At 67.4% G+C, this 22,716-nt stretch carries 15 protein-coding genes; 2 read left to right on the top strand and 13 right to left on the bottom strand.

The features are described 5' to 3' along the window. Positions 1-660: 660 nt before the first annotated feature. The 6 genes from O4N75_RS06565 to O4N75_RS06540 form a co-directional block, all read right to left on the bottom strand. Positions 661-1,431, bottom strand: a complete 771-nt coding sequence (locus O4N75_RS06565) for a L,D-transpeptidase (RefSeq protein WP_269628549.1) — start codon at positions 1,429-1,431, stop codon at positions 661-663. Positions 1,432-1,515: 84 nt separating this feature from the next. Beyond that, positions 1,516-1,839: a hypothetical protein gene (locus tag O4N75_RS06560; RefSeq protein ID WP_269628548.1), complete on the bottom strand. Its 324-nt coding sequence runs from the start codon at positions 1,837-1,839 to the stop codon at positions 1,516-1,518. Positions 1,840-1,959: 120 nt separating this feature from the next. Then, complete coding sequence (locus tag O4N75_RS06555) at positions 1,960-3,195, bottom strand: dipeptidase (RefSeq protein ID WP_269628547.1); 1,236 nt, start codon at positions 3,193-3,195, stop codon at positions 1,960-1,962. A 161-nt stretch (positions 3,196-3,356) separates the two neighbouring features. Next, a complete protein-coding gene (locus tag O4N75_RS06550) occupies positions 3,357-4,760 on the bottom strand; it encodes an efflux transporter outer membrane subunit (protein ID WP_269628546.1) in 1,404 nt (467 codons plus the stop codon). Then, on the bottom strand, positions 4,757-7,981 hold the full coding sequence (locus tag O4N75_RS06545) for a multidrug efflux RND transporter permease subunit (protein WP_269628545.1): 3,225 nt from the start codon (positions 7,979-7,981) through the stop codon (positions 4,757-4,759). Before O4N75_RS06545 ends, O4N75_RS06550 begins: the two co-directional genes overlap by 4 nt. A 23-nt stretch (positions 7,982-8,004) precedes the next feature. Further along, positions 8,005-9,153: an efflux RND transporter periplasmic adaptor subunit gene (locus O4N75_RS06540; RefSeq protein ID WP_269628544.1), complete on the bottom strand. Its 1,149-nt coding sequence runs from the start codon at positions 9,151-9,153 to the stop codon at positions 8,005-8,007. 109 nt (positions 9,154-9,262) lie between these two features. Here O4N75_RS06540 and O4N75_RS06535 point away from each other — a divergent pair, with 109 nt between their 5' ends. Beyond that, a complete protein-coding gene (locus O4N75_RS06535; protein ID WP_269628543.1) occupies positions 9,263-9,835 on the top strand; it encodes a TetR/AcrR family transcriptional regulator in 573 nt (190 codons plus the stop codon). On the opposite strand, the gene O4N75_RS06530 is transcribed toward O4N75_RS06535, so the two are convergent. The 5 genes from O4N75_RS06530 to O4N75_RS06510 all read right to left on the bottom strand — a co-directional run bounded on the left by O4N75_RS06530 (position 9,832) and on the right by O4N75_RS06510 (position 16,308). Further along, a complete protein-coding gene (locus tag O4N75_RS06530) occupies positions 9,832-10,299 on the bottom strand; it encodes an Lrp/AsnC family transcriptional regulator (protein WP_269628542.1) in 468 nt (155 codons plus the stop codon). The two genes, O4N75_RS06535 and O4N75_RS06530, sit on opposite strands and share 4 nt — an antisense overlap. Before the next feature lie 126 nt (positions 10,300-10,425). After that, entirely contained in the window at positions 10,426-10,749 is a 324-nt protein-coding gene (locus tag O4N75_RS06525) for a MarR family winged helix-turn-helix transcriptional regulator (RefSeq protein WP_269628541.1), read from the bottom strand. A gap of 19 nt (positions 10,750-10,768) precedes the next feature. Continuing rightward, positions 10,769-10,990, bottom strand: a complete 222-nt coding sequence (locus O4N75_RS06520) for a hypothetical protein (protein WP_269628540.1) — start codon at positions 10,988-10,990, stop codon at positions 10,769-10,771. Positions 10,991-11,186: 196 nt separating this feature from the next. Continuing rightward, a complete protein-coding gene (locus O4N75_RS06515; protein ID WP_269628539.1) occupies positions 11,187-14,201 on the bottom strand; it encodes a TonB-dependent receptor in 3,015 nt (1,004 codons plus the stop codon). 322 nt (positions 14,202-14,523) lie between these two features. After that, positions 14,524-16,308: a CIA30 family protein gene (locus O4N75_RS06510; RefSeq protein WP_269628538.1), complete on the bottom strand. Its 1,785-nt coding sequence runs from the start codon at positions 16,306-16,308 to the stop codon at positions 14,524-14,526. Between the two features lie 234 nt (positions 16,309-16,542). Here O4N75_RS06510 and sppA point away from each other — a divergent pair, with 234 nt between their 5' ends. Then, positions 16,543-18,318 carry a signal peptide peptidase SppA gene (gene sppA / locus O4N75_RS06505; protein ID WP_269628537.1) on the top strand — a complete coding sequence of 592 codons (1,776 nt, stop codon included), beginning with the start codon at positions 16,543-16,545 and terminating at the stop codon, positions 18,316-18,318. 2 nt (positions 18,319-18,320) lie between these two features. Here sppA and O4N75_RS06500 read toward each other — a convergent pair whose 3' ends face one another. Then, positions 18,321-19,361 carry an aspartyl protease family protein gene (locus tag O4N75_RS06500; RefSeq protein WP_269628536.1) on the bottom strand — a complete coding sequence of 347 codons (1,041 nt, stop codon included), beginning with the start codon at positions 19,359-19,361 and terminating at the stop codon, positions 18,321-18,323. 185 nt (positions 19,362-19,546) lie between these two features. Then, entirely contained in the window at positions 19,547-22,552 is a 3,006-nt protein-coding gene (locus O4N75_RS06495; protein ID WP_269628535.1) for a TonB-dependent receptor, read from the bottom strand. Positions 22,553-22,716: the final 164 nt, after the last annotated feature.

The following is a 22,716-nucleotide window of genomic DNA, read 5'->3' as shown; positions in this document are numbered from 1 at the left end:
AGCAAGCTGAGCCTTTATCGCTAGAGAGGCGTAGGAGTAGTTCTGCCTGCAACTCCTTCGGCATTCGCCGATAGGCATCGACCAGCTGTTGCTCATCGGTTGACAGGTCGGATGTCTCGTCCGTGACGATGGACCATGGCGCACAATCAAGGACCTCGGCCAGGCGCTTCAGCCAGGTGACTGTAAGCTGCCGCTTACCCGTTTCCAGGTAGCCAATTTCCTGAGGGGTCACACCGACGCGCCGCGCAAGCTCGGCGACACTCAGTCCCCTTGCCTCACGAATGGACTGCAGCCGATTTGGAGCGGGGTGGGCCCTTCGCAGTCGTGAGGAATGAGCGGGTCGCGACGCGGAACTCACGCTGAAGCCACGATGCGATGGAAGCCAATTGAGACCAACCGCGCCGACGCGACTTCAAAGGGACGCGCCGGGATCGGCAAATACAATAATATTATCAATTGCTTGCGCGCCATCCCGCCCTAGAAGCACACGCCCTCGGCTGTATCGAGGAGGCCCGATTCAGGCTGATTTGTCTCCCATTTTTCGGGAGACCTTTTGCCCAGCGACTGCACACACGACCATCTTTTCCCGCCTTTCCCGAGGGCGGATTCAAGGCACGGCGGTGGGACGCTGCGCCAGAAGCGTTCAGCGCTTCTTCAGCCTCAATGCTTGGTTTTCGAATAAGGGAAGACGTCCGTCGGACCGTCCCCGACTGTGTAGGCGGTATCGACGCCCGTGGCGCTCGTGGCGGCCAGTTCCGAGCGCGCGCCCTCCTGCGGCCGATAGTCCATGAAGACCTGTTCCAGCGGCCGGGTCTCGGGCAGCACGTAGGCGACGCCCTTGGTGCCGGTGAAGGTCGGCAGCACGATCTTCTGGTAGAATTCCACCGGCACGTTGATGCAGCCGAAGGTGATCCGGTTATCGTCCACGCCCGGCGACTGCAGCCGCTGCAGCCGATGCTCCTTGGGATTATTGGTCACCACCTGGTGCAGCGACACCGCGGTTTCGTAATCCACCCAGAGGATGTCGTTGTCGGTCGGCGATTCGCCGAAACTGGCGACGAATCTCCCCGCGGGCGTCGTGCGCTCCTCGGGGGGGATCTTCGAGAGTTCCTTTTCGCCGATGCCGGGGGCCGAATCATCGCCGCGCGCGAGGCCCAGCAAGGCCGGCGCAGCGCCGCGCAGGCGGCCGTCGCCGCCGAACACGAACACCTCGGCCGAGACCTTGTCGATGATCATGAAGGGCAGACCGTCGTAGTCGTTCGAGGCGATCACCCAGTCGGCCAAGCGCACGACTTCGGCTGAGGCCGGGGTCTGCTCGGACTTGCCCTCATGTGCGGGCGTTGCGGCGGCTGCGGTCGAGGCTGCAGAGACCCCGACCGACAGCACGCCTAGCGCCCAAGCCGCCAACACCGCTTTCAAAGCATCGCGCATGAGATTCGTCCCACCAACCCAACGCCGCAACAGACGGCGCAAAGAACGAACGTATGACGGCGCAGATCGTCGAAATTGGGACGATCAGTTTCTTGGCATCTTTCCCGCGCGGGTTTGAGCCGCCTGCATGGCCATCTGCTCGTTCCGGTCCACGCGAGCCGTCAGCTGGTCGAGCCGTTGGTTGGCGGTCCGCGCGTCGTTGGCCGCGGCCTGGGCCGTGCTGTTGGCCGCGTCGGCGCGCTGAATCGCATCGGTCGCCTTGGCGTCGACAGCATCGACGCGCCCGTTCACCGAGGCGATCTGCTCATCAACATATTTGGTTGTGGCGCAGCCGCTCAAAGCCAACCCGCCCACCGCCAGGATCGAGACGAAGCGTACGCTCGCCCAGGGATTCATCAGTCGGACCATTTCGCACGTCCTCTATGGTTGAGGACGAATGGTCGCCTAATCTGCTGAGCACCTATACCCGGCGAATCCCCTAGTTCGCGTCCGCTTGTCTGCTGATGCAGCCCGCTCGCCGCCCTGTCTCTAGTCAGCTTTCGCCCGGCCTTGCCCCGCAGCTTCGGCGGCGGCCAGGACGCGCAAGAAGTTCCCACCCCAGATCGCATCCACCTCCGCCTCGCTGTAGCCGCGCGCCAGCAACTCGCGCGTGACGTTGCCGGCGTCGGCCTCGTCCCCGAACCCGGGAACGCCCGAGCCGTGGTTGAAGTCGGTGCCGACGCCGACATGGTCGACGCCGATGCGCTTGGCGATGTAGTCGATGTGATCGACATAGGTCTTCAACGTGGCCTGCGGCGACAGGGCCCGGTAGGCGACGAAGAAGGCCTCGCGCCGCTCGGCGGGCAGGTCGTCGGCCCCTTGGTAGCCGGGCTTGTCCGGGGCGAGCCCATACTGCGCCCGCAGCGCCCGCAGCCGCGGCGCATAATCGGTCGGCGCCGGCAGCAGATAGGCGTTGAACGGGACCACCTGCACCACGCCCCCATTGGCCTTGATCGCGTCGAGCTCGGCGTCCGACAGGTTGCGGCTGTTGTCGGCAAGGCCCCGCGCCGCAGAGTGCGTCGCCACGACCGGCGCGCGGGTCAATTCCAGCGTCTGGTACACGCCCTTGGGTGTCAGTTGCGACACGTCGATCAGGACGCCCAGGTCGTTCAGCCGGCCGACTGCCGCCTTGCCCAGCGGCGAGAGGCCGCCGTGCTGTTCGCCTGTCCCCTGTTGGGGCCGCGAGGAGTCGGCGAAGGCGTTGTTTCCGGCGTGATTCAGTGCAGCGACCCGGACGCCATCGGCCTGCAGATGATCGAACTCGGCGACGTCGGGCTTCAGCGAATAGGCGTTCTGGAATCCGATCAGCACCGCGATCTTGCCCTGACCGACGATTTTGCGCACGTCGCCGGCCGAGTAGGCGATGGCGACGTCGGCGGGATGATCGGCGGCCAGCTTGCGGATCGCGGCCAGCTTGGCGTCGGCCTCCACGCGGGCGGCGGCATGCCCCTCGGGCGTGTCGGGACCGGTCGACACGGCGACCGCATAGACCAGGGCGTCGACGCCGCCGGCCTTGAGCTTGTCGAGCTCGGTGAACGACTTGCCGTCGGGCGCGTAGTAGCGCGCATTGGTCCCCGGCAGCAGCACGTCGACGTGACTATCGAGGACCAGGGCCCGGTTGTGAACCGTCGCGGCGTCAGCGGCCAACGCCGGCGCCGACATTAGCCCCAGCATCGCTCCCGCGGTCAGCAGGGTTCGACGCGCCGATTCTGCGCTCACGATCATGGTCGTCCTCCAATGAGAGCGGCGCCGCCCAGTGCGCCCGCCGCCATATTCCCACAATGTCAGTAGGAATTATCGTCTCAATGGAGATTTTCTGCCGCAGCTGGGAGCCAAACCGCAGCGAGCGGCAGGGCGAGGGCCTGCGCCCCCGCCCTCTGCGCCCGTTAGTCGCCGGCGGTTTCCCAGCCGCCGCCCAGAGCCTTGAACAGTGCGATCTGGTTGGTGGTCACCTGGGCGTCGGACTGGGCGAGCTGGGCCTCCAGGGAGGCCAGCTGGCGCTCTGCCACCAGCACGGCCAGCAAGCTGTCGGCGCCGGCTTCATTGCGCAGCCGGGCGAGCCGCGCGGCCTTGGCGCCTTCGTCGCGCGCGCGCCTGAGCGCCGCGCGGCGATCAAGCTCCCGGGCGTACTGGGTCAGCGCCGTCTCGGTCTCCTGCAAGGCGGTCAGGTTGACCTTCTCGAAAGTGGCCAGCGCGGCCTCCGCCCCGGCCCCGGCCTGCTTCACGCGGGCGCGGGCGGCCAGGATGTTCGGGAAGTTCCAGCTGATCAGCGGCCCGACATTGAAGGTGTAGTCATCGCCGAGGTCACCCGTCCGCGCGCCGGTGGTGGCGATGCCGCCGCCGATAGTCACCGACGGATAGAGCGAGGCCGTCGCCACCCCGATCCGCGCGGTCGCCGCCGCCAGGTCGCGCTCAGCCTGGCGCACGTCCGGACGCCGGGCGAGCATGCCGGCCCCGTCGCCGACCGGAATCGCCTGGGCGACCTGCGGCGCCGCCTGGCAGCTCAGCACCGCCTGCGGCGCCTCGGCCGGCGTCTTGCCGGTCAGCAGGGCGAGGCGGAACAGCGCCGCCGACCGCTGGGCGTCGAGCGACGGCAAGGCCGCCTTCGAGGTCTCCAGCTGGGTCGCCGCCGCCGAGGTGTCGGCCGCGGTGCCACGGCCGGCGTCGAGTTGGCGAACCGTCAGGTCGTAGGTGCTCTGCTGCAGCTCGATGGTCCGCCTGGTCACCGCGATCTGGGCGTTGGCGGCGCAGATGTCGGCATAAGCGCGGGCGGTCTCGGCCGCGACCGAGACCCGCACCACGTCCAGCGCCGCCTGCGCGGCGGCCACGTCGGCGCGATTGGCCTCCAGGCTGCGGCGCACGCGGCCGAACAGGTCGACCTCGTAGGACATGTCGAAGCCGGCTCGATACTGGTCGCCGTCGTCGAACTGGCCCGTCAGCAGGTCCTGGCCGCGGACGCGCTGGCCCGACGCCGAGATCGTGGTCGAGGGCAGCAGGCCCGAACGGGTCTCGCTCAGCACCGCCCTCACCCGCGAGAGGTTCGCGGCGGCGACGGCGACGTCCTTGTTGGCGACCAGAGCCTCCTGGACCAGACCATCGAGGGTCGGGTCCTGGAACAGCCGCCACCAGTCGCCGGGGGGAGCCTCGGCGACAGCGACCGCCGGCTCGGCCGACACGAACGCCCCCTGCCCGGAGACGACCGGCGCCGGGACCTGGTAGTTCGGTCCGGCGGCGCAGGCGGTCAGCGCCGTGGCGCCCAGCAGCGCGGGGATCAGCTTAAGGCGGATCACTTCGCGCCTCCTTCATACTCAAGCGGGTGGTGCGGCGTGCCGCCCCCGGTGGTCGGATAGGTCTTCTCTTCCTTGCCCTTGGCCTTCGGGAGGCGCGCAGCGATCCAGCGGCAGAGCACGTAGAAGACCGGCGTGAAGATCAGGCCGAAGATGGTCACGCCCAGCATCCCGAAGAACACAGCCGTGCCCAGCGCCTGACGCATCTCCGCCCCCGGTCCGGTGGCGATCGCCAGCGGCAGCACGCCCAGGATGAAGGCGAAGGAGGTCATCAGGATCGGCCGCAGACGGGTCCGGGCCGCCTTGATGGCCGCTTCGAACCGGTCGGCTCCTTCGTCTTCTTCCGCCTGCTTGGCGAATTCGACGATGAGGATCGCGTTCTTCGCCGCCAGGGCGACCAACACGATGAGGCCGATCTGGGTCAGAATGTTGTTGTCCTGGCCCCGCAGGTTCACGCCCAATATGGCCGCGAGGATACACATCGGCACGATCAGGATGACCGCCAGCGGCAGGGTGAAGGCCTCGTACTGGGCGGCCAGCACCAGGAACACGAACACCACCGCCAGAGCGAAGATCAGGACGCCGGAGTTGCCGGCCGCCTTCTCCTGATAGGCGAGTTCCGTCCACTCGTAGCTGAAGCCGGCCGGCAGCACCTCGGCGGCGTGCTCCTCCATAGCCTTGAGCGCATCGCCCGAGGCGACGCCCGGAGGCGCCCCGCCCTGCACTTCGGCGGCCGGGAAGAGATTGTAGCGCACCACGCGGACCGGGCCGGTCTCGTCCTTCACCGTGGCCAGCGAGCCCAGCGGCACCATGCCGCCCGACGCCGAACGGACCTTGATGCCGGCGATGTCGGACGGATCGTCCCGCGCGTCGGACTCCGCCTGCGCGGTCACCCGGAAGGTGCGGCCGAGCAGGTTGAAGTCGTTCACGTAGGTGGAGCCGAGATAGGTGCTCATGGCGTCGTAGACGGCGCCAGGCTGCACGCCCATCAGCAGGGCCTTGTCGCGGTCGATCTCGGCGGTCACCCGGGGCGAGCCGGTGTTGAACTGCGAGAAGACCCCGACCGTGCTCTGCGGGCTCTGCGCGGCGGCGCCGACGAGGCCGTTGGCGGCCTGCTCCAGCGCGGCGTAGCCGGCGCCCGAGCGGTCCTGGACCATCATCTTGAAGCCGCCGGCGTTGCCCATGCCCTCGACGGGCGGAGGCGCCAGGAAGAAGATGTTGGCCTCCTGGATGCCCGACAGGCGGCCCATGACCTGGCCGGCCATGACGTCGGCGCTCAGTTCCTTGCCGCGCTTGGACCAGTCGTCGAGCTTCACGAAGAACACGCCGCCGTTGGACATGGCCGAGAAGCTGGCCCCGTCCAGACCGGCGAAGGCCGACACGCCCTGAACGCCGGGGGTGTCCTGGACGATGGCGCTGGCCTGGCGGACCACCGCGTCGGTGCGCTCGAGCGAGGAGCCCGGCGGAAGCTGGACGACGCCGATCAGGAAGCCCTGGTCCTGCTGCGGGATGAAGCCGGTCGGGGTGGCGGTCAGGCGCCAGCCGGTCAACAGGATCAGGCCGGCATAGACCACCAGCACGATCATGCTGGCGCGCACCAGACGCGCAGTCAGGGCGCCGTACTTGTCGCTCAGCCAGTCAAAGCCGCTGTTGAACTTGTGACCGGCCATCTTGATCGGACGCAGCCAGCGCGGGCCGGTGTCGAGCGAGTGTTCGACATGCGGCTTGAGCAGGATGGCGGCCAAGGCCGGCGACAGGGTCAGCGAGGTGATCAGCGAGATCACCGAGGCGGCCGAGATGGTCACCGCGAACTGGCGGAAGAACATCCCCGGGATGCCCGGCATGAAGGCGGTCGGCACGAACACGGCCAGCAGGACCAGGCCGATGGCGATCAGGGCGCCGGACACTTCGTCCATTGTCCTGTAGGCCGCCTCCCTTGGCGTCATGCCCCGGCGTATGTTCCGCTCCACCGCCTCGACCACGACGATGGCGTCGTCGACGACGATGCCGACCGCGAGCACGAGGGCGAACAGCGACAGTGAGTTCAGCGAGTAGCCGAGCGCGAGCTGCACCGCGAAGGTGCCGACCAGCGCGACGGGGATCGCCAGGATCGGAATGATCGCCGCCCGCCAGGTCTGCAGGAACACCATGATCACGACGACCACGAGGATCACCGCTTCGAACAGGGTGCTCTGCACCGAGGCGACGGACGCTTCGACGAATTCGGTCGGATTGTAGGGGATCGAGTAGCTCACGCCTTGCGGCATGGACGGCTTCAGTTCCTCGACCGCCTTCATGACTTCGGCGGCGGTCGACAGGGCGTTGGCGCCCGGCTGCTGGATGATCGCCAGGCCGATGCCGCGCTTGCCGTCGAAGTAGCCGCGCATCCCGTAGTCCTGGGCGCCCAGCTCGACGCGGCCGATGTCACGCACGCGGGTCACGCGGCCGTCGGCGTCCGTGCGGATGACGATGTTGGCGAACTCTTCGGGATCGGCCAGCCGGCCCTCGACCTGCACGGGCAGCTGGAAGGCCGCGCCAGTGTCGTTCGGGGCCTGGCCGAGGGCGCCGCCCGCGGCCTGGACGTTCTGCGCCCGCAGCGCCGCCACGATCTCGTCCGAGGTTAGGTTGCGCGCTGAGGCCTTGCCCGGGTCGATCCAGACCCGCATGGAGTAGAAGCCACCGCCGAACACCTGCACGCCGCCGACGCCCTTGATGCGCAGAAGGCGGTCACGAACCGTGGAGTTCGCGAAGTTGCCGATGTGGTCGAGGTCGGCGTTGGGATCATCCGACGTCAGGGCGACCAGCAGCAGGAAACCCGAGAGCTGCTTGTTCACGGTGACGCCCACCTGGCGCACCTGCTCGGGCAGGCGCGGCGTGGCGAGCGCGACGCGGTTCTGGACGAGCACCTGGGCGGCGTCGAGATCGGTGCCGGGTTCGAACGTCACTGAGATCGTCGCCATGCCGTCGGCGGTGGACGACGAGGTCATGTAGAGCATGCCCTCGACGCCGTTGATCTCTTGCTCAATCGGCGCGGCGACGGTCTCAGCAAGGGTTTCGGCCGAGGCGCCCGGGTAGGTGGCGGTGACCGCGATGGTCGGCGGCGCGATGTCCGGATACTGCGACAGCGGCAGCAGCGGCAGCGCGAACGCCCCGATCAGGGCGATGAACACCGACAGCACGCCCGCGAAGATCGGGCGGTCGATGAAGAAGTGCGAGAAACGCATGATTCCGTTCCTGGGTCGGGCCCTTAGCGGGCGCCGGCCGGGGTGGCGCTCGAGGCCACGGGAATGGTGACGGTGGACGTGGCCTGCGCGGCGGCCGTCTTGGGCTCGATGGTCACGACCTTCGCCTTGACCTTCATGCCCGGCCCCATCAGGCGCACGCCGCCGTTCACGATGACCTTGTCGTCCGGCTTGATGCCGCTGCGGATGACCCGTAGGCCCTGGGTGGTCGGGCCGAGCTCGACCGGCTTCAGGGTCACCGAACCATCGGCCGAGACGACGTTGACCGCCTTGCGGGCGCCGTCGGCGACGATGGCGGCTTCCGGCACCAGCAGCGCGTCATAGGCCTGGCCGCCCTCGACCTTGGCCTTGCCGAACATCCCGGGCTTCAGGAAGCCGTTCGGGTTCGGGACCACGGCGCGCATGCGGATCGCTCCGGACGCACCGTCGATGCTGTTGTCAGTGAAGTCGATCTGACCGGCCCAACGATAATCGGCCTCATCCTGCAGACGGATCTGCACCTTGCCGCCCTTGCCCGTCGCGCGCTGGTCCTTGAGGAGCTGAGCCTCGGAGGCGTCGAACAGGAAGTGGATCGGCGTGGTCGAGACGATCGTGGTCAGCACGTCCGCGCCGGCCCCGCCGCCGGAAATCACGTTGCCCGGATCGACGCGGCGATCTGAGACGATGCCCGAGGTCGGGGCGGTGACACGGGTGAACTCGAGGTCTAGCGCGCGGGCCTGAACCGTCGCCTGGGCGACTTCGCTGGCGGCGCGCTTGTTGTCGTATTCTTCGCGGCTGATGGCCTGAACCTTCAGCAGGGTCTCGGCGCGGGCGAGGTCGGCGGCCGCCAGCTTGGCCTGCGCGCGGGCGGCGGCGAGCTGGGCTTCGGCTGGACGCGGGTCTAGTGTGTAGAGCAGCTGGCCCTTCTTGACGAACTGGCCTTCGCGGAAATGGGCGGCCTGCAAGTAGCCGCTGGTGCGGGCGCGCACGTCGACGCGCTCGGGCGCCTCGAATCGGCCGGTGAAATCGTCCCAATCGACGACCGATTGCCGCAGCGGTGTGGCGACGGAAACCTCTGGCGCCGGCATCTGCGGGGGGCCTTCAGGCTTGCCGCACCCAGCCAGAACCAATGCAGCGGCGGCCGTTGCGACGAACGGCGCGAGAAACTTTCGCATGATTTATCCCACGGGCGGGGGAGCGCCCAAGTCAACGGTTGATGACTTCTACATCGACAGGGCCTACATATGTCAACAGCCGATGACAACAAGGGAGCGAACGGCGAAAATGGCCGAGAATGTGGCGCCGGTGCGCGCGCGCAACGCGGCGGCGACGAGACAAGCGATCCTTGATGCGGCGAAAAACCGTTTCGCCAAAGAGGGTTATGACGGCGCGAGCCTTCGCGAAATCGCCGCCGACGCTCGTGTCGACGCGGCGCTGGTCTCTCGCTATTTCGGCTCGAAGGAAGAGCTCTTCGTCGAGGTTCTCAACTGCGGACCTGACGCGACGGAGCTATTCCAGGGCGAACTCAGCCAGTTCGGCGAACGCGTCGCGGGCCGCCTGATGGACGATCCGGATCGCCATGACGGCCTTGAGCACCTGCTGATCATGCTGCGCTCAGCCTCGTCGCCCGCGGCGGCCGAGCCGTTGCGGCGATCGATGCGCGCCTGGTTCCACGATCCGTTTGCCGCCTATCTCGGCGGCCCGGAGGCCGACGTCCGTGCGCGCCTGGCCGGCGACCTGATCATGGGCGTGGCGATCTCCCGCGCCATCACCGACGATCACGACCTCGACGCCGACGGACAGGCCGCGCTGCGTCAGCGGCTCGCCAAGGTCATTCAGGCCGCCATCGAGCCCTAGGTCAGCGGGATCGTGGCGCCGAACTTCACGCGCCGCCGTATGAACACCGTCTCGAACCGCCCGACCGACGGATGCTCGGCGATCTCGGCGTCAACGAACGCATTGAACGTCTCCATGGTCTCGAAGACCGTGATGCACATCAGGTCGTAGGCGCCGGCTAGCTCCATCACCACCTGCACATGCGGCGAGCGACTGAGCCTGGCTCGCACGTCGGCGACCCGCGCCGGGCCCTGCTGAGCCAGTTGGATCATCACCATCACCGAGATGTGGTCCCCCGCCAGCCGCGGGTCGAGCACCGAGACGTCCGCCGCGATCACGCCGTTGCTTCGATAGCTGCGGATACGCCGCTGGATCGCCGAGGGCGACAGCGGCACCTTGTGGGCCAGTTCCTGCGCGCTGGTCTGGTTCGACACCTGCAATGCCGACAGGATCCGCAGGTCCAGCCGGTCGAGCTCCAACTCCATCGCAACGCCCTCCAGCCGTGCACGGCCATCGAATGACTCGGTATGCCGGATGGGTCATGGCGTTCGCGACAAACGGCGACGCTCGCGCGTCAAAGCGCGATTTCACCGATGAAACCAGACGTCGGCTCAGGAGGCTGCGCCGATGATCGCATCGAGCCGATCACGCACGGCGCGACCCGCCGGCGTCAGGTGCAGGACGCGGCTGCGACCGTCCTTGGGATTGAGGAACGCCTCGACCAGGCCGCAGGCAGGCGCCCTCGCCCACTCGGTCCCCGGCGGCCCGAACGAGCGGATGCTGCGCGAGGCCGTAGGTTCGGTCATGCGCGCCAGATCGGCCAACTCCTGGATGGTCAGGCCTTCCTGGTCGCAGGCATGCAGGAACGTTGAGATCTCGTTGACGGTGATCGTCGGGTTGAGATCCCGGAACAGCGCCAGGGCCTCAACGAGCACGCTCCGCGGCCGCACCGGATCAACCGTCCGCGCGGGCGGCGCCCCGCGCCGCCAGTTCCGCTGGCAGCGCCCGCACCGCCGGCGTCGGCCGCCGCTCACGCCGCTCGCGCATCGCCAGCGTCGCTTCCGGATAGACCGCCCTCACCTGCGCCAGGATCGCCTCCAGGCGGCGCTGGTGCTCGGCCGCCTCGACATAGTCGCCGACATTGAGTTCGATCGATATCTGGCCCCACAGCTTCAAGGCGCGCCTCCAAAACCAATTGTCTCGTCGTTGTCATCTCTAGCCTCGGGACGATGCGGCTTTGGCGCGTTGTGACGGTCGCACGCGCGGCGGTGCGGCGATGATCGACGCGGTCACGCCGCGTCCGCCCAAAAGCAAACCGGCCGGTCCCTCACGGAACCGGCCGGCGCTTGGTCTTTCGAGTTTCCGTCAGTCCTTAGAACGACTTGCGGACGCTCACGTACCAGTAGCGGCTGTAGGGCTGGTAGAGCGCGCCCAGGTAGCCGTCCGACGCCAGCGGCGGCTTCTCGTCGGTCAGATTGCGAACGCCGACCCGCAGGCGGGTGTTCGACGCCAGGCCTTCGGTGAACTCGTACTGACCGTAGAGGTTGGCCGTGAGCTGCGAGTCGACCACCCAGGCCGTGCCAGTGGAATCGAGCAGCTGCGTGTCATCCACGTCGCTGACGTACTGGGTGAAGGCGCCGACGGTCCACTGGTCGTAGCTCCAGGTCGCCGAGGCAGACCACTTCCACTCCGGACGGCCATCCTGGCGAACCAGGTCGCCGCCGCCGCCGATGAAGATCGTCGGGTCGATCTCGCCAGCCGCCTGGGCGGCGATGAGTTCGGCCACGCCCGGCGAGGGCGAGCGGTAGAACTTGATCAGATGGGCGGCGTTGAAGTTGACGTTGAAGTCGCCGTACTGGGTGCCGCGCAGGTTCCACATCACGCCGATGTCCAGGCCGCGCGCCTCTTGCGGCAGCAAGTTCTGGTACTGGTCGGTGATGTAGAGGATCTGGCCGACCGGAGCCAAGCCAGTGCCCGCGAAGGCGGCGATGTCGTCGGCGGTCGGCGCAGCGCGAACCACGTTGGCGAACGACGAACCGTTCAGGCGCGCGTAGTAGTCGGCGGTGATGGCGTTGCCGCCGCCGAAGAGGCCCACGATGCCGTCCTGCTTCACGCGCCAGTAGTCGACGGTGAAGGTGAAGCGGCCGAAGTCCTCCGGGATGAAGCGCGGCTCATAGACCACGCCGACGCCCCAGGTCTCCGACTCTTCCGGCTTCAGTTCCGGGTTGCCCGAACGGCGCTCGGCGGTGGCCGGCGCGGAGCACGCCTGGAGGTTGCTGAGGCGGCCGGCGCGCACCTCGGCTTCGCAGCGATACCAGTCGCGACGGTTGTTCGAACGGGTCACCAGGGTGGCGTTGACCTGTTCGAGGTTCGGGGCCTTGAAGCCCTGGGCCCAGGAGCCGCGGAAGCGCAGGCCATCGATGACGTCCCAGGCCATGGCGACCTTCGGCTTGGCCACGTCGCCAGCGTCGCTGAAGCTCTCGTAGCGGCCTGCAACCTGGGCTTCCAGGTTGTGGACAAAGGGGATGTCCATGTCCGGCGAGACGATCGGGATCGCGAACTCAAGATAGGCCGAGGTCACGTTGCGCGAGCCCTTGGTGTCGGGCGACGGGCTCGAACCCACCAGGTCGTTGGCGTAGGTCACGCCGGTGTTGGCGTTGGTGAAGGTGATCGTGCCGTCCAGGCGGGCGTCACGGTCGTCCTTCTGGGTTTCACGACGATACTCGACGCCGGCGGCGAAGCCGACGTCGCCGGCCGGAACCTGGAACAGGTCGACCTTCGAGACCTTGAAGTCGGCCAAGGCCAGCGAGCTCGTGTTCTTGCGGACGGTCTTGACGCGGATGGCGTCAATCGCGGCCTGCGAGCTCGGACGGTTGTCGCCGATGCTCGGGTTGTCGAGGCTGCCGCCGTTGAACGGGTTGTAGGCGTCCGGCGTGGCGAGAGCCATCTGGCGCTGCAGTGCCGTGGCGCTGATGCCGTCCGAGGTGTCCTCGACCGTCGCCTTCGAATAGAGCAGCGCGCCTTCCCAGTTGAAGCCGAACTTCTCGCCCTTCAAGCCGGCGAGGAAGCGCCATTGCTCGTTCTCGACGTCGACGCGGTTCGGGCCGACGTCGACGAAATTGTAGGCGGCCATGCTCGCGGCGACGCCGGCCGGACCGACGCTCAGCCCCGGCAGGCGGTTCGGGTTGGCCTGACCGTTCGGCAGCGTCGTGGCGCCGAAGGGGTTGTAGTAGTTCGACGCGGCGATTGCGATCGGCAGGCTGCTGAGGTTCGTCGTCGAAGTCTGAACCGCGTGGGTCGTGGCGGTGTAGTAGCCGAACTCACCAAAGGCCCGCAGGTCGTCGCTGATGTCGTACTTGCCGGTCAGGAACAGGTTCACCCGCTCCAGCTCGGGCATGACCGAAGTATTGAAGGTACCGGTGTCGAAGCGCAGGTTGCGGTCAGCGCCGGTCGCCGAGTTCGTCGCCGCGCCGGTGGCCAGGCAGATGCCGCCGCCCAGTTGTGCAGCGCAGGTCGCGTTGGTCGACGGCTGGATGTGGAACACGCCGCCAGTCGAGGTCAGCAGCGCGCCGTTCTGACGGACGGCCGTGAGAGCGGTCAGGCTGGCCCACGGCGAGGCGGTCAGGCGGTCGTCGAGGGTGACGTTGCCAGCGTACGAGCTGCCGACGAACAGCGGCGTCTTGTCGGACGAGGAGGTGAAATCCTGGTCCCAGGCGTTCAGCGAGGTGCGATTGGTGTAGTTGGCGAACAGGCTGATGTTGCCGCGGCCTTCGTGGAAGTTGCGGCCGGCCTGGATGTTGAACTCGCCTTCGCGCAGGTGAGTGCCTTCGGCTGCGCCGTATTGGGCCTCGACAGTCAGGCCGTCGAAGTCGTCCTGCAGCACGGTGTTGACGACGCCGGCCACGGCGTCCGAGCCGTATAGCGCAGCGGCGCCGTCGCGCAGGACTTCCAGGCGCTTCAGGCCGTTCACGGGAATGGCGTTGGTGTTGTAGGTCAGCACCGGCACCAAGTTCTCGTCGGCGCGGCTGGTCGGGTGGGCCACGACCCGGCGGCCGTTCAGCAGGACCAGTGTGTTGCCGACGCCGAGATTGCGCAGGTTCACCGAACCGACGTCGCCGCGGGCGCTGTTGCTGGAGTTCGGCAGGTAGCTCGAGTTGAAGCTGACGTCGCCCATCTGCGGGATGGAGCGGAACAGGTCGTCGCCCGAGGTGGCGGCCACGTTCGCAAGTTGGGCGGAGTCGACCACGGTGACGGGGAGAGCCGCCGTGACCTTCGCGCCTTCGATCTGCGAACCGACGACGACGATTTCTTCGACCAGGTCGCCATCCGTCTGGGCGCGGGCCGCGCCGGCGATCGAAAGCGCGCAGAGCGCAGAGGTCGCGAGCATGGCGTTGCGCCAAGACATGCGAGAATTCATTGAGATTACCCCCTCAACCAATAAGAGTATTATGTCGATTTGCAGCCAGGGTCGCAAAATCGACGTCGGCAGGACAAACACATGAACATTGCCGCTACGTCACCCTTCTCGCTTTGACCGGGCGAGAAATAACGTTGTCTGTGGCATTGCAGCCACCGGCTCGGCCTGAACCTCCGCGGCCATTCACCACGACTGAGTAGTGACTTGAACGGGCTGCAGTGCGCGACGCTCACGCCAAGCGCGCGGCGGTCGCCGCGCGCTTGGCGTCCAGACGCAGTGGAACTTCAGATCCTCAGTAAAAACTGACGTTGTCGATCTCGAGCCACATCTTCTCGCCGGCAGGGCGGCCGCCATCGATCGTGATTTCGAGCACGTCGTCGCCGGTCCAGGGACCCGTTCCAGCGCCCCGCCCGCTGGTCCGCGAGAGGGCGCTGAACGGAACTTCGACCGTCCGCCACTCCGAGCCCGAGGCGACTTCAGCGATCCACCGGCCGTTCTGCGTGTTGACGCCAAGGTCGTAGGCCTGGCCGTCGCCACGCAGATCGAAGCGCACGCCCTTGAAGACCCGCACGTCGACCGGCTCGACGGAGCCGCGGCTGAGCGGAATGATCACCCCGGCGTTGGCCTCGTCCTTGGCCGACATCCGCGCGGCGATGCTGAGTGCGTGATCGGTCGCGGTGCGGTTGATCACCTGCGCCACCTGGACGGTCCGGTCGATGCCGCCGTCCATGTCGTCCATGCGCAGGGTGTCGTAGCTGGAGCGAGCGCTCTCGAAGTCGTCGATCAGCGGGCCCTTAGCTTTAATCACCGGCATCGACGCCTGGCCGTTGGCGGCCGGCAGCTTGGTTCCCGGGCCATGCACCTGCACGCCGTCCACGAAGACGCGGTCGGTCTTGTAGACGTCGGCGATGTCGCTCCAGGGCTGGCCGGCGATCAGCACAATATCGGCGCGCTTGCCCTTCTCGATGGTGCCGCGATCGTCCAGTTCGCCCAGCACCTTGGCGCTGTTGGCGGTCCCGGCGATCAGCGCCTGCGACGGGGTCAGCCCGGCGCGGACCAGCAGCTCCAGCTCCTTGAGCGTCGAGACGCCGTGCGGCGTGCCGGTCATGCCGGCGTCGGTGCCGAGCGCGATGGTGACTCCCGCGTCGTGCAGGGCCTTCACGTTGTGCAGGGCATAGCCGAACTTCTGCTCGCTGCGACGGCGGGCCTCGGGGCTCTGGGCGGGGCCCGCCTTGGCCGGATCATAGACCGCGAGCGTCGGCGCATAGGCGGTGCCGCCAGCCTTGATCGCCTCGATGGTCGCCTGGTCGACCTCGCGGTCCTGCAGGCTGTGGGCGATGACATCGACCTTGGCGCGCCCAGCGATCGCGCCACGGTCGACCGTGACCGTATGGGTGAGAACCTTCAGGTTGTTGCGGTGCGCCTCGTCGACCAGGGCGCTCAGCGTGCCCTCATCCATGCTGGTGTTGTCGGCCGACGCGCCATAGCGCCAGCCGTCGGCGAACGCCTTGATGAAGTCCGGCTTGTAGGGAACCAGCGCCTTCACCTCCATGCGCGCGCCCTGGGGCGAGTTCACCCACTTGGTGGTCGCGCGGTCGGCCCAGTCCGCGCCGTGCCCGCCCGGGGTGCTCATGCGCGCGACGAAGTTCACATGCGGCGAGGCCATCGAGGCGATCCAGCGGCGGCGGGGCTCGAACGACTCGGGCTGCTGGTGGAAGTCGTTCACGGTGGTCACGCCGGCGGCGATGTAGGCGTTGGCGATCTGCGGCGAGATCCGCGGGTCGCCGGCCGGGGTCCAGTGGGTGTGAACATCGAAGAAACCGGGCAGCAGCGCCTTGCCCTTGGCGTCGATCACCACGGCGCCGCGCGGCGCCTTCACCCCGGGGCCGACCTCGGCGATGCGACCGTCCTGGATCACCACATTGGCCAGATGCGGCGCCGCGCCCGTCGCATCGAACACTGTCGCGCCGATGATCGCCACCGGCCGCCCCTGCGCCTGCGCCGACGCGGCGAACGCCAAGGCCCCGCCTGCGGCGACCAGTCCGACCGCACGCCAACCGTTCCGAACCACGCTCATCTGCACCCCCGGTACTCATCACTGAACTGTCGAGGCGGGCCCAACCCATCCCCGAATGCGTACAGCTAGGCGCCAAGCGGCAAGAATGCGATTCATATCGCCGTTCAGGGGGATAAATTTGCCCGTCGCGTCGCAGCGGCGGCTGCCCGCCAAGTCCTGACAACGTCTTCATTTGAACGCAACGCGCACGCATGTAGCTTGTGCGGCGCTTACCTCCCTGCTTGGCGACTCCCTATGAAGCAATTCCTCCTCACCATGGCCGGCGTCTTCGCAGGCTTGGTGCTGTTTCTGATCGGCGTTCCGTTCCTGCTGATCGTCATGGCCGCAGGCGCCGCCAAGCCAACGCCGACCCCGGCCCACACTGTGCTGGCCTTGGACCTGCGCGATCCGCTGACCGACCAGGATCCGGTCAATCCGTTCGCCTCGATCGGCCGCCGCTCGATGTCGGTGATGTCGGTGATCGAGACCCTCGACCGCGCCGGCAAGGACGGCAAGATCAAGGCGGTGCTGGTGCGCCTGCCGGAGGGCGGCATGCCCCCGGCCGCCGCCGACGAGATCCGCCTGGCGCTGAAGAAGTTCCGGGCCTCGGGCAAGCCGGTGATCGCCCACAGCCAGGGGCTCTACCCGTCCGGCGTCATCACCTCGACCTACATGCTGGGCGCGGCCGCCGATGAGTTCTGGATGCAGCCCGGCGCCTCGCTGCAGGCCACCGGCCTGGCGTCCGAGGACGTGTTCTTCAAGCGCTTCTTCGACAAGTACGGCGTGAAGGCCGACTACGAGCAGCGCTACGAGTTCAAGAACGCGGTCAACCCGTATCTCTACAGCGACTACACGGCGCCGCACCGCGAGGCCCAGCTGTCCTGGATGGGATCGGTCTATGGCTCGACCCTGGTCAACGCCGCCAGCGACCGCAAGCAGGCGCCGCAGGTTCTGCGCACCAGCCTTGAGGCCGGCCCCTACATTGCCGAGGACGCCCTGAAACTGAAGCTGATCGACAAGGTCGGCCAGGTGAAGGACGCCGAAACCGCCGCCCTGGCCCGGGCCGGCAAAGGCGCCGAACTCGTCGAGTTCGAAAAGTACATGCGTTCCAGCCGCGAGCGCGTGCCCCGGCCCGGCCCGGCCATCGCGATCGTGGAAGGCGAAGGGGCGATCATGACCGGCCACGACGGCACGGCCAATCCGTTCTCCTCCTCCTCGGCCATGTATTCCGACGACGTCGCCGATGCGCTCTACGACGCCATTGAGGACAAGGACGTGAAGGCCATTGTCTTCCGCGTCTCCTCGCCCGGCGGCTCGGACACCGCGTCTGAGCAGATTCTCGCCGCGGTGCGAGCCGCCAAGGCCGCCAAGAAGCCGGTGGTCGTGTCGATGGGAACCTACGCCGCCTCGGGCGGCTACTGGGTGTCGAGCGAGGCGTCCGCAATCGTCGCCCACCCCACCACCCTGACCGGGTCGATCGGTGTGTTCGGCGGCAAGTTCGCTCTTGGCCCGGCCCTAGAGCGCTTCGGTGTCGACGTGCGTCAGGTCGGGGTCGGCGGCGAGTACGCCGGGGCCTTCGGCATGGGCGGCGAAATGAACCAGGCGCAGCGCGCGGCCTTCTCCGGCTGGATGGATCGCATCTACGGCAACTTCATCGACCGCGTGGCCGAGGGCCGCAAACTGCCGCCCGAGCGCGTGCGCGAAATCGCCAAGGGCCGCGTCTGGACCGGCGCCCAGGCCCGCGAGATCGGCCTCGTCGACGAGGTCGGGGGTTTCTACCAGGCGGTCGACAAGGCCAAGGCCCTGGCCGGGCTGCAGGGCGACGTGCGCCTCAAGCGCATGACCACCCAGGTTTCGCCCTTCGAGGCCCTCGAAGGCGCCTTGGGCGTGTCGGCGAACTCGGCCCGCACCCTGGCGGCGGCGGCCTGGATCTTCGGCGACCCGCGCGCCAAGGGGCTGCTCGACGAAATGGCTCAGGAACGGATGCGCAGCTCTGGCGCGATGGTCCTGTCTCCCACACCGGTGAAGTAGGGTCAGGTCGTCGGCCGCCGCCGTCGTGGGGAGCCAGCCGGCAGGGTGAAGATCACCTGCCGGCGCCCGTAGTCGAGGGTGATGGCGTCGAACTGGCGCATGGCGTCCACGCCGATCAGCAGGCTGGGCTTGGCCTTCAGGTCCCAGATGTCGAAGACGTGCAGGTCGGCGAACACCGTGGTCAGCCGCATGATGTCAAATCCGCCGATCCGCAGCAGCGGCAGCACCGCCAGTTCGCCCTGGGCTGTCTGGCCCGTGGCGCTCAGCACCGGCACCACGTAGCGCGGCGCACGCAGTTCCTCAGTGCCGATGACCAGCTTGTGCAGCGCCTCGTTGCCCACCGTGCTCTGCGACCCAGAGTCGAGGAACGCGGTCACCGGGCGGCCGGCCACGTCGGCCCCGATGATGATCAACTGACCGAACCGGTAGCGGGCCGGCACCACGACCTGACGGGACGAGACCGCATCGCCGCTGGGCAGGCGGCTCGCAGCCGCCGCGTTCACGCCGATGGTGCTCCCGGGTGCGCCCGGGCCGCGTGACGGCGTGATGCGGAATGCGTTGTTCAGGAAATCGACGGTCACGCGCCGGCCGCGCAGCACGTCGACCCCCAAGAGGCCGTCCGCCCCGAGACGCATGCGGCTGAGGGTCGGCGCCCGAATGGCCCGGGTGGCGACGGCGTCAACTTCCAGCACATCGATAGTGACGGTGTTCGACGGCTCGACGCCGGCGACGCCATGCACGTCGGCCGGCCCGGCGTCGGGCAAGCCCAGTCTCGCCGCCAGCTCCTGGGTGATGACGGTGCGGTTTGCGCCGGTGTCGACGACGAAGTCGAAGGGCCCCTGCCCGTTGATCCGCACCGGCGCGGTCACCCGGCCGGACATGTCGGCGTCGGTCTCCAGCGCCGCGCCGTCGTCTCCGGCCTGCGCCGGCGGCGGCGGGACAGCGCCCGCCATGTTGATCATCACTGGCGGGCCCACCGGCGCCGCGCAGCCGGTCAGCGCCAGCAGGCCAAGCCCGACCGTCCGCCTGTCGTAAGCCTGCACCTCGGTCCTCCCACGCGCCCGGCGCCAGCGCCGGACATCGATCTCTGCACAGAAGGTGTGGGCGGGCCGCGATCCTGTCCAGGGCCGCTGCGCTCAAACGCGTAGGCGGTGCGACAGGCCCGTAGGCAAAGAAAAAGGGCGGCGGATTGCTCCGCCGCCCTTCCCTCCCCTTGCGGGAACGCGTCTTAGAAGTTGGCCGTGAAGCCAATGAACATCTTGCGACCCAGCAGATCGTAGGTCGGGTAGGTGTTCGGCAGACCGGTGCCGGCGATACGCGAGTTCACCAGCGGCGGGTCTTGGTCGAGGATGTTGTTGATACCAGCGCGCACCGTGAAGGTGTCGTTGATGTTCCACACGCCCGACAGGTCGAGGTAGCTGCGAGCCGGCAGCAGGTGGTTGAACGGGTCGTTGCCGTTCTGACCGATGGTCGGCTCGTTGGTGTCACGCTCGAGCTTCACTTCGCCGATATAGCGCCAGGCGGCCGAGAACGTCATGTCCCACGGCGTGGTCCAGTTGACGCGCAGTTGGTGACGCCACTTCGGGTTCACGGTTTGGCACTGCGGGCCGTAGAGGCCGGCGCAGTCGTATTCCGGGTCGCCCGGGAGCGGAACCGTGGTCGCTTCGATCAGGTAGGCGCCGTTCAGGGCGACCGACACGCGGCCGTACTCTTCCAGACCGACCATGTCCATCGGCAGGTTGTAGTTCACCTGGACGTCGACGCCCGAGGTGGTGCCCGAACCGATGTTGACATTGGCGCCGTTGAAGTAGCCGCCGGCGGCGACGTCGTCACCGAACAGAGCGCCGTTGATCGGGTTACGCACGATCTGCGAGCAGAACGCTTGGTCGCCGGTCTCCAGGCAGCGCTGCAGGATGACGCCGAGCGGGATGTTCCCGATGGTGCCTTCCAGGTCGATCGTGAAGTAGTCCACGCTGGCGGTCAGGCCGGTCAGGAACGTCGGCGTCAGGGTGAAGCCGACCGAGTAGGTCTTGGCTTCTTCCGACTGCAGGTCCGGGTTACCGCCCTGCAGCACGGCGCACTGGCCGGACGGGCACTGCGGGATGTTGCCGTATTGAGCCGCGGTGATGCCGGTGTTCAGGCAGGCGGCCAGGCTGGCCGGACGCGCGGCGCCCTGGGCGCAGGGGTCTTCCGACACCTGGCTGGTGTTGGTCACCGACTGCGGGGTGTACAGCTCGAGCAGGTTCGGAGCGCGGATCGCCTGGTTGAACGACGCACGGAAGCGGACGTCGTCGGTCGGCGCCCACTGCAGAGCCACCTTGTAGGTGTCAGCGGTGATGCCGGTCGAGTAGTCCGAGTAGCGGTAGCCGACGTCGAGCACGACATCCTTGGCCCAGGCCATGTCCTGGATCAGCGGGATGCGGGCTTCGCCGAAGCCTTCGGTCACGGCGATGCTCTCGTCGATCGACACCGAAGCGCCGCCGGCGCCCGACAGGTCGCCGCTCAGCTGGGCCACGTCCGGAGCGTATTCCATGTGCTCGCGGCGGGTCTGGAAGCCGAAGTTGACGCCGACGCCGTCGTTCGCCCACGGCGACTTCACGCCGTACTCGCTCAGGTCGCCGGTGACGGTGCCTTCCACGATCCGCTGGCTGACGGCACCACGCGAAGTGCCGGTGACGTCCAGGTAAGCCAGGGCTTCCGAGGTCACGCCGCCGTCGCGGAAGATGTTGTACGGGACGCAGCCGTCCGACTGGTCGATACAGGCCGGGCCGTTGGCGCCCTGAACGACTTGCAGAGCCTTCTGGATCTTCGAGATCGAGAGGTAGTTCTGCGAGGCTTGATACAGGCTGGTATAGTAGTACGAACCGTACAGGTCGTAGGTCCAGGGGCCGGTGATTTCACCGCGGGTGCCCATGACCACCCGGTAGTTCTGGTGCTCGTAGTAACCGTTACGACCGCCGCCTTCGATGTTCCGGCGCCCGATATACATATCGACGCTGTCGCCAGCGGCGATCATGTCGGCGTTACAGCCGATGGCGCTCTGCTGCTGGGCGCTCATCAGCGGGTTGTTACAGTTGACCAGGAAGCCGCTGGTGGCCGACGGACCGCTGCCTTGGAACAGGCCGGTCGGTGCGATCTGCACGTTCGTCCGGTCGTTCATGAACGAGAAGTCGGAGTAGAGCTTGAAGTGGTCGTTGATGTCGTACTTGGCGAAGAAGCCCGCGGTGTAGCGGGTGCTTTGCTGCATCAGGTACGAGTATTCGTTCGAGTTGAAGAACGGCGGCGGGGTGGTGGCCGCGCTCGTGCTGTACGGAACGAATTGGTTGCCGACCACGGCCACTTGGTCGGCGACGCGGCCGTCCGGCAGGGTCATCGGGTCGCCGCTGGCGAGCAGCCATTGGTTCGAGTTCGGCGAACCGGCGCAGCTGGCGACGCCAGCGGCGTTGGCGACCACCTGACAGGCCGACCAGTCGCGCTTGCCTTGGGTGACCGGCTCTTGGTCATGGTAGGTGAAGTAGGCGGTGACGTTGCCGCGGCCATCTTCGGTGTTGGCGCCGTAGACGATGCTCAGATCGCGCGAGGCGCCGTCCCAAGTGTCGTCCTTCGGCTTGGCGACCTGACGCGGGCCCAGCAGGCTCTGCACGAACTCATTGTGCTGGCTGTGCTGGTAGACGCCCCAGTTGCCGTCGATCTGCAGGCCTTCGAAGTCGCGCTTCATCACGAAGTTCACGACGCCGGCGATGGCGTCCGAACCGTAGGTCGCCGAGGCGCCGCCGGTCAGCACGTCGACGCGGTCGATCAGCTGGCTCGGGATTTGGTTGATGTCAGGCGAGGGGTTCGGGTTGCCGGTGTTCGGGTCGCCGATGCCGAGGCGACGGCCGTCGACCAGAACCAGGGTGCGGGTTTGGCCCAGACCGCGCAGGTCGATGGTGGCCACGCCGCCCGGACCCGACAGCGGGTTCGAGGTCGACGACAGGCCGGTCGCAGCGTTCTGCGAGATTTGCGGCAGCTGGTTCAGGAAGTCAGCGGTGACCGGACGGCCGCCGAGGGTGACTTCCTGCGAGCCGACCACTTGGACCGGGCTGACGCTGGTCAGGTTCGGCTGCGGAATGCGCGAGCCGGTGACGACGATTTCGGAAACTTCCGACTCTTGGGCGACCGCCTGGCCGGCGCCGAGAGCGACGATTCCGCAAATCATCGACGACGCCAGCAGGCGTCCACGTTGCGTAGTCATTTTCAAGGTCTAGATCCTCCAGCGGTCCGCCCACCGAGACGGTGGCGATTCCCGCTCCCCACAAAAGGTTCGGTCCCGGACTCGAATTCGAACCCGGTTACCTTGGAGTTACGAGGCTTACAGCGGGAGGGTCAACGCAGATTAGGCGGCCGCAATGTTGTGGA

Source organism: Phenylobacterium sp. NIBR 498073 (assembly GCF_027286305.1).
Lineage (GTDB): Bacteria > Pseudomonadota > Alphaproteobacteria > Caulobacterales > Caulobacteraceae > Phenylobacterium.
This window is presented reverse-complemented; position numbering and strand designations above follow the sequence as displayed.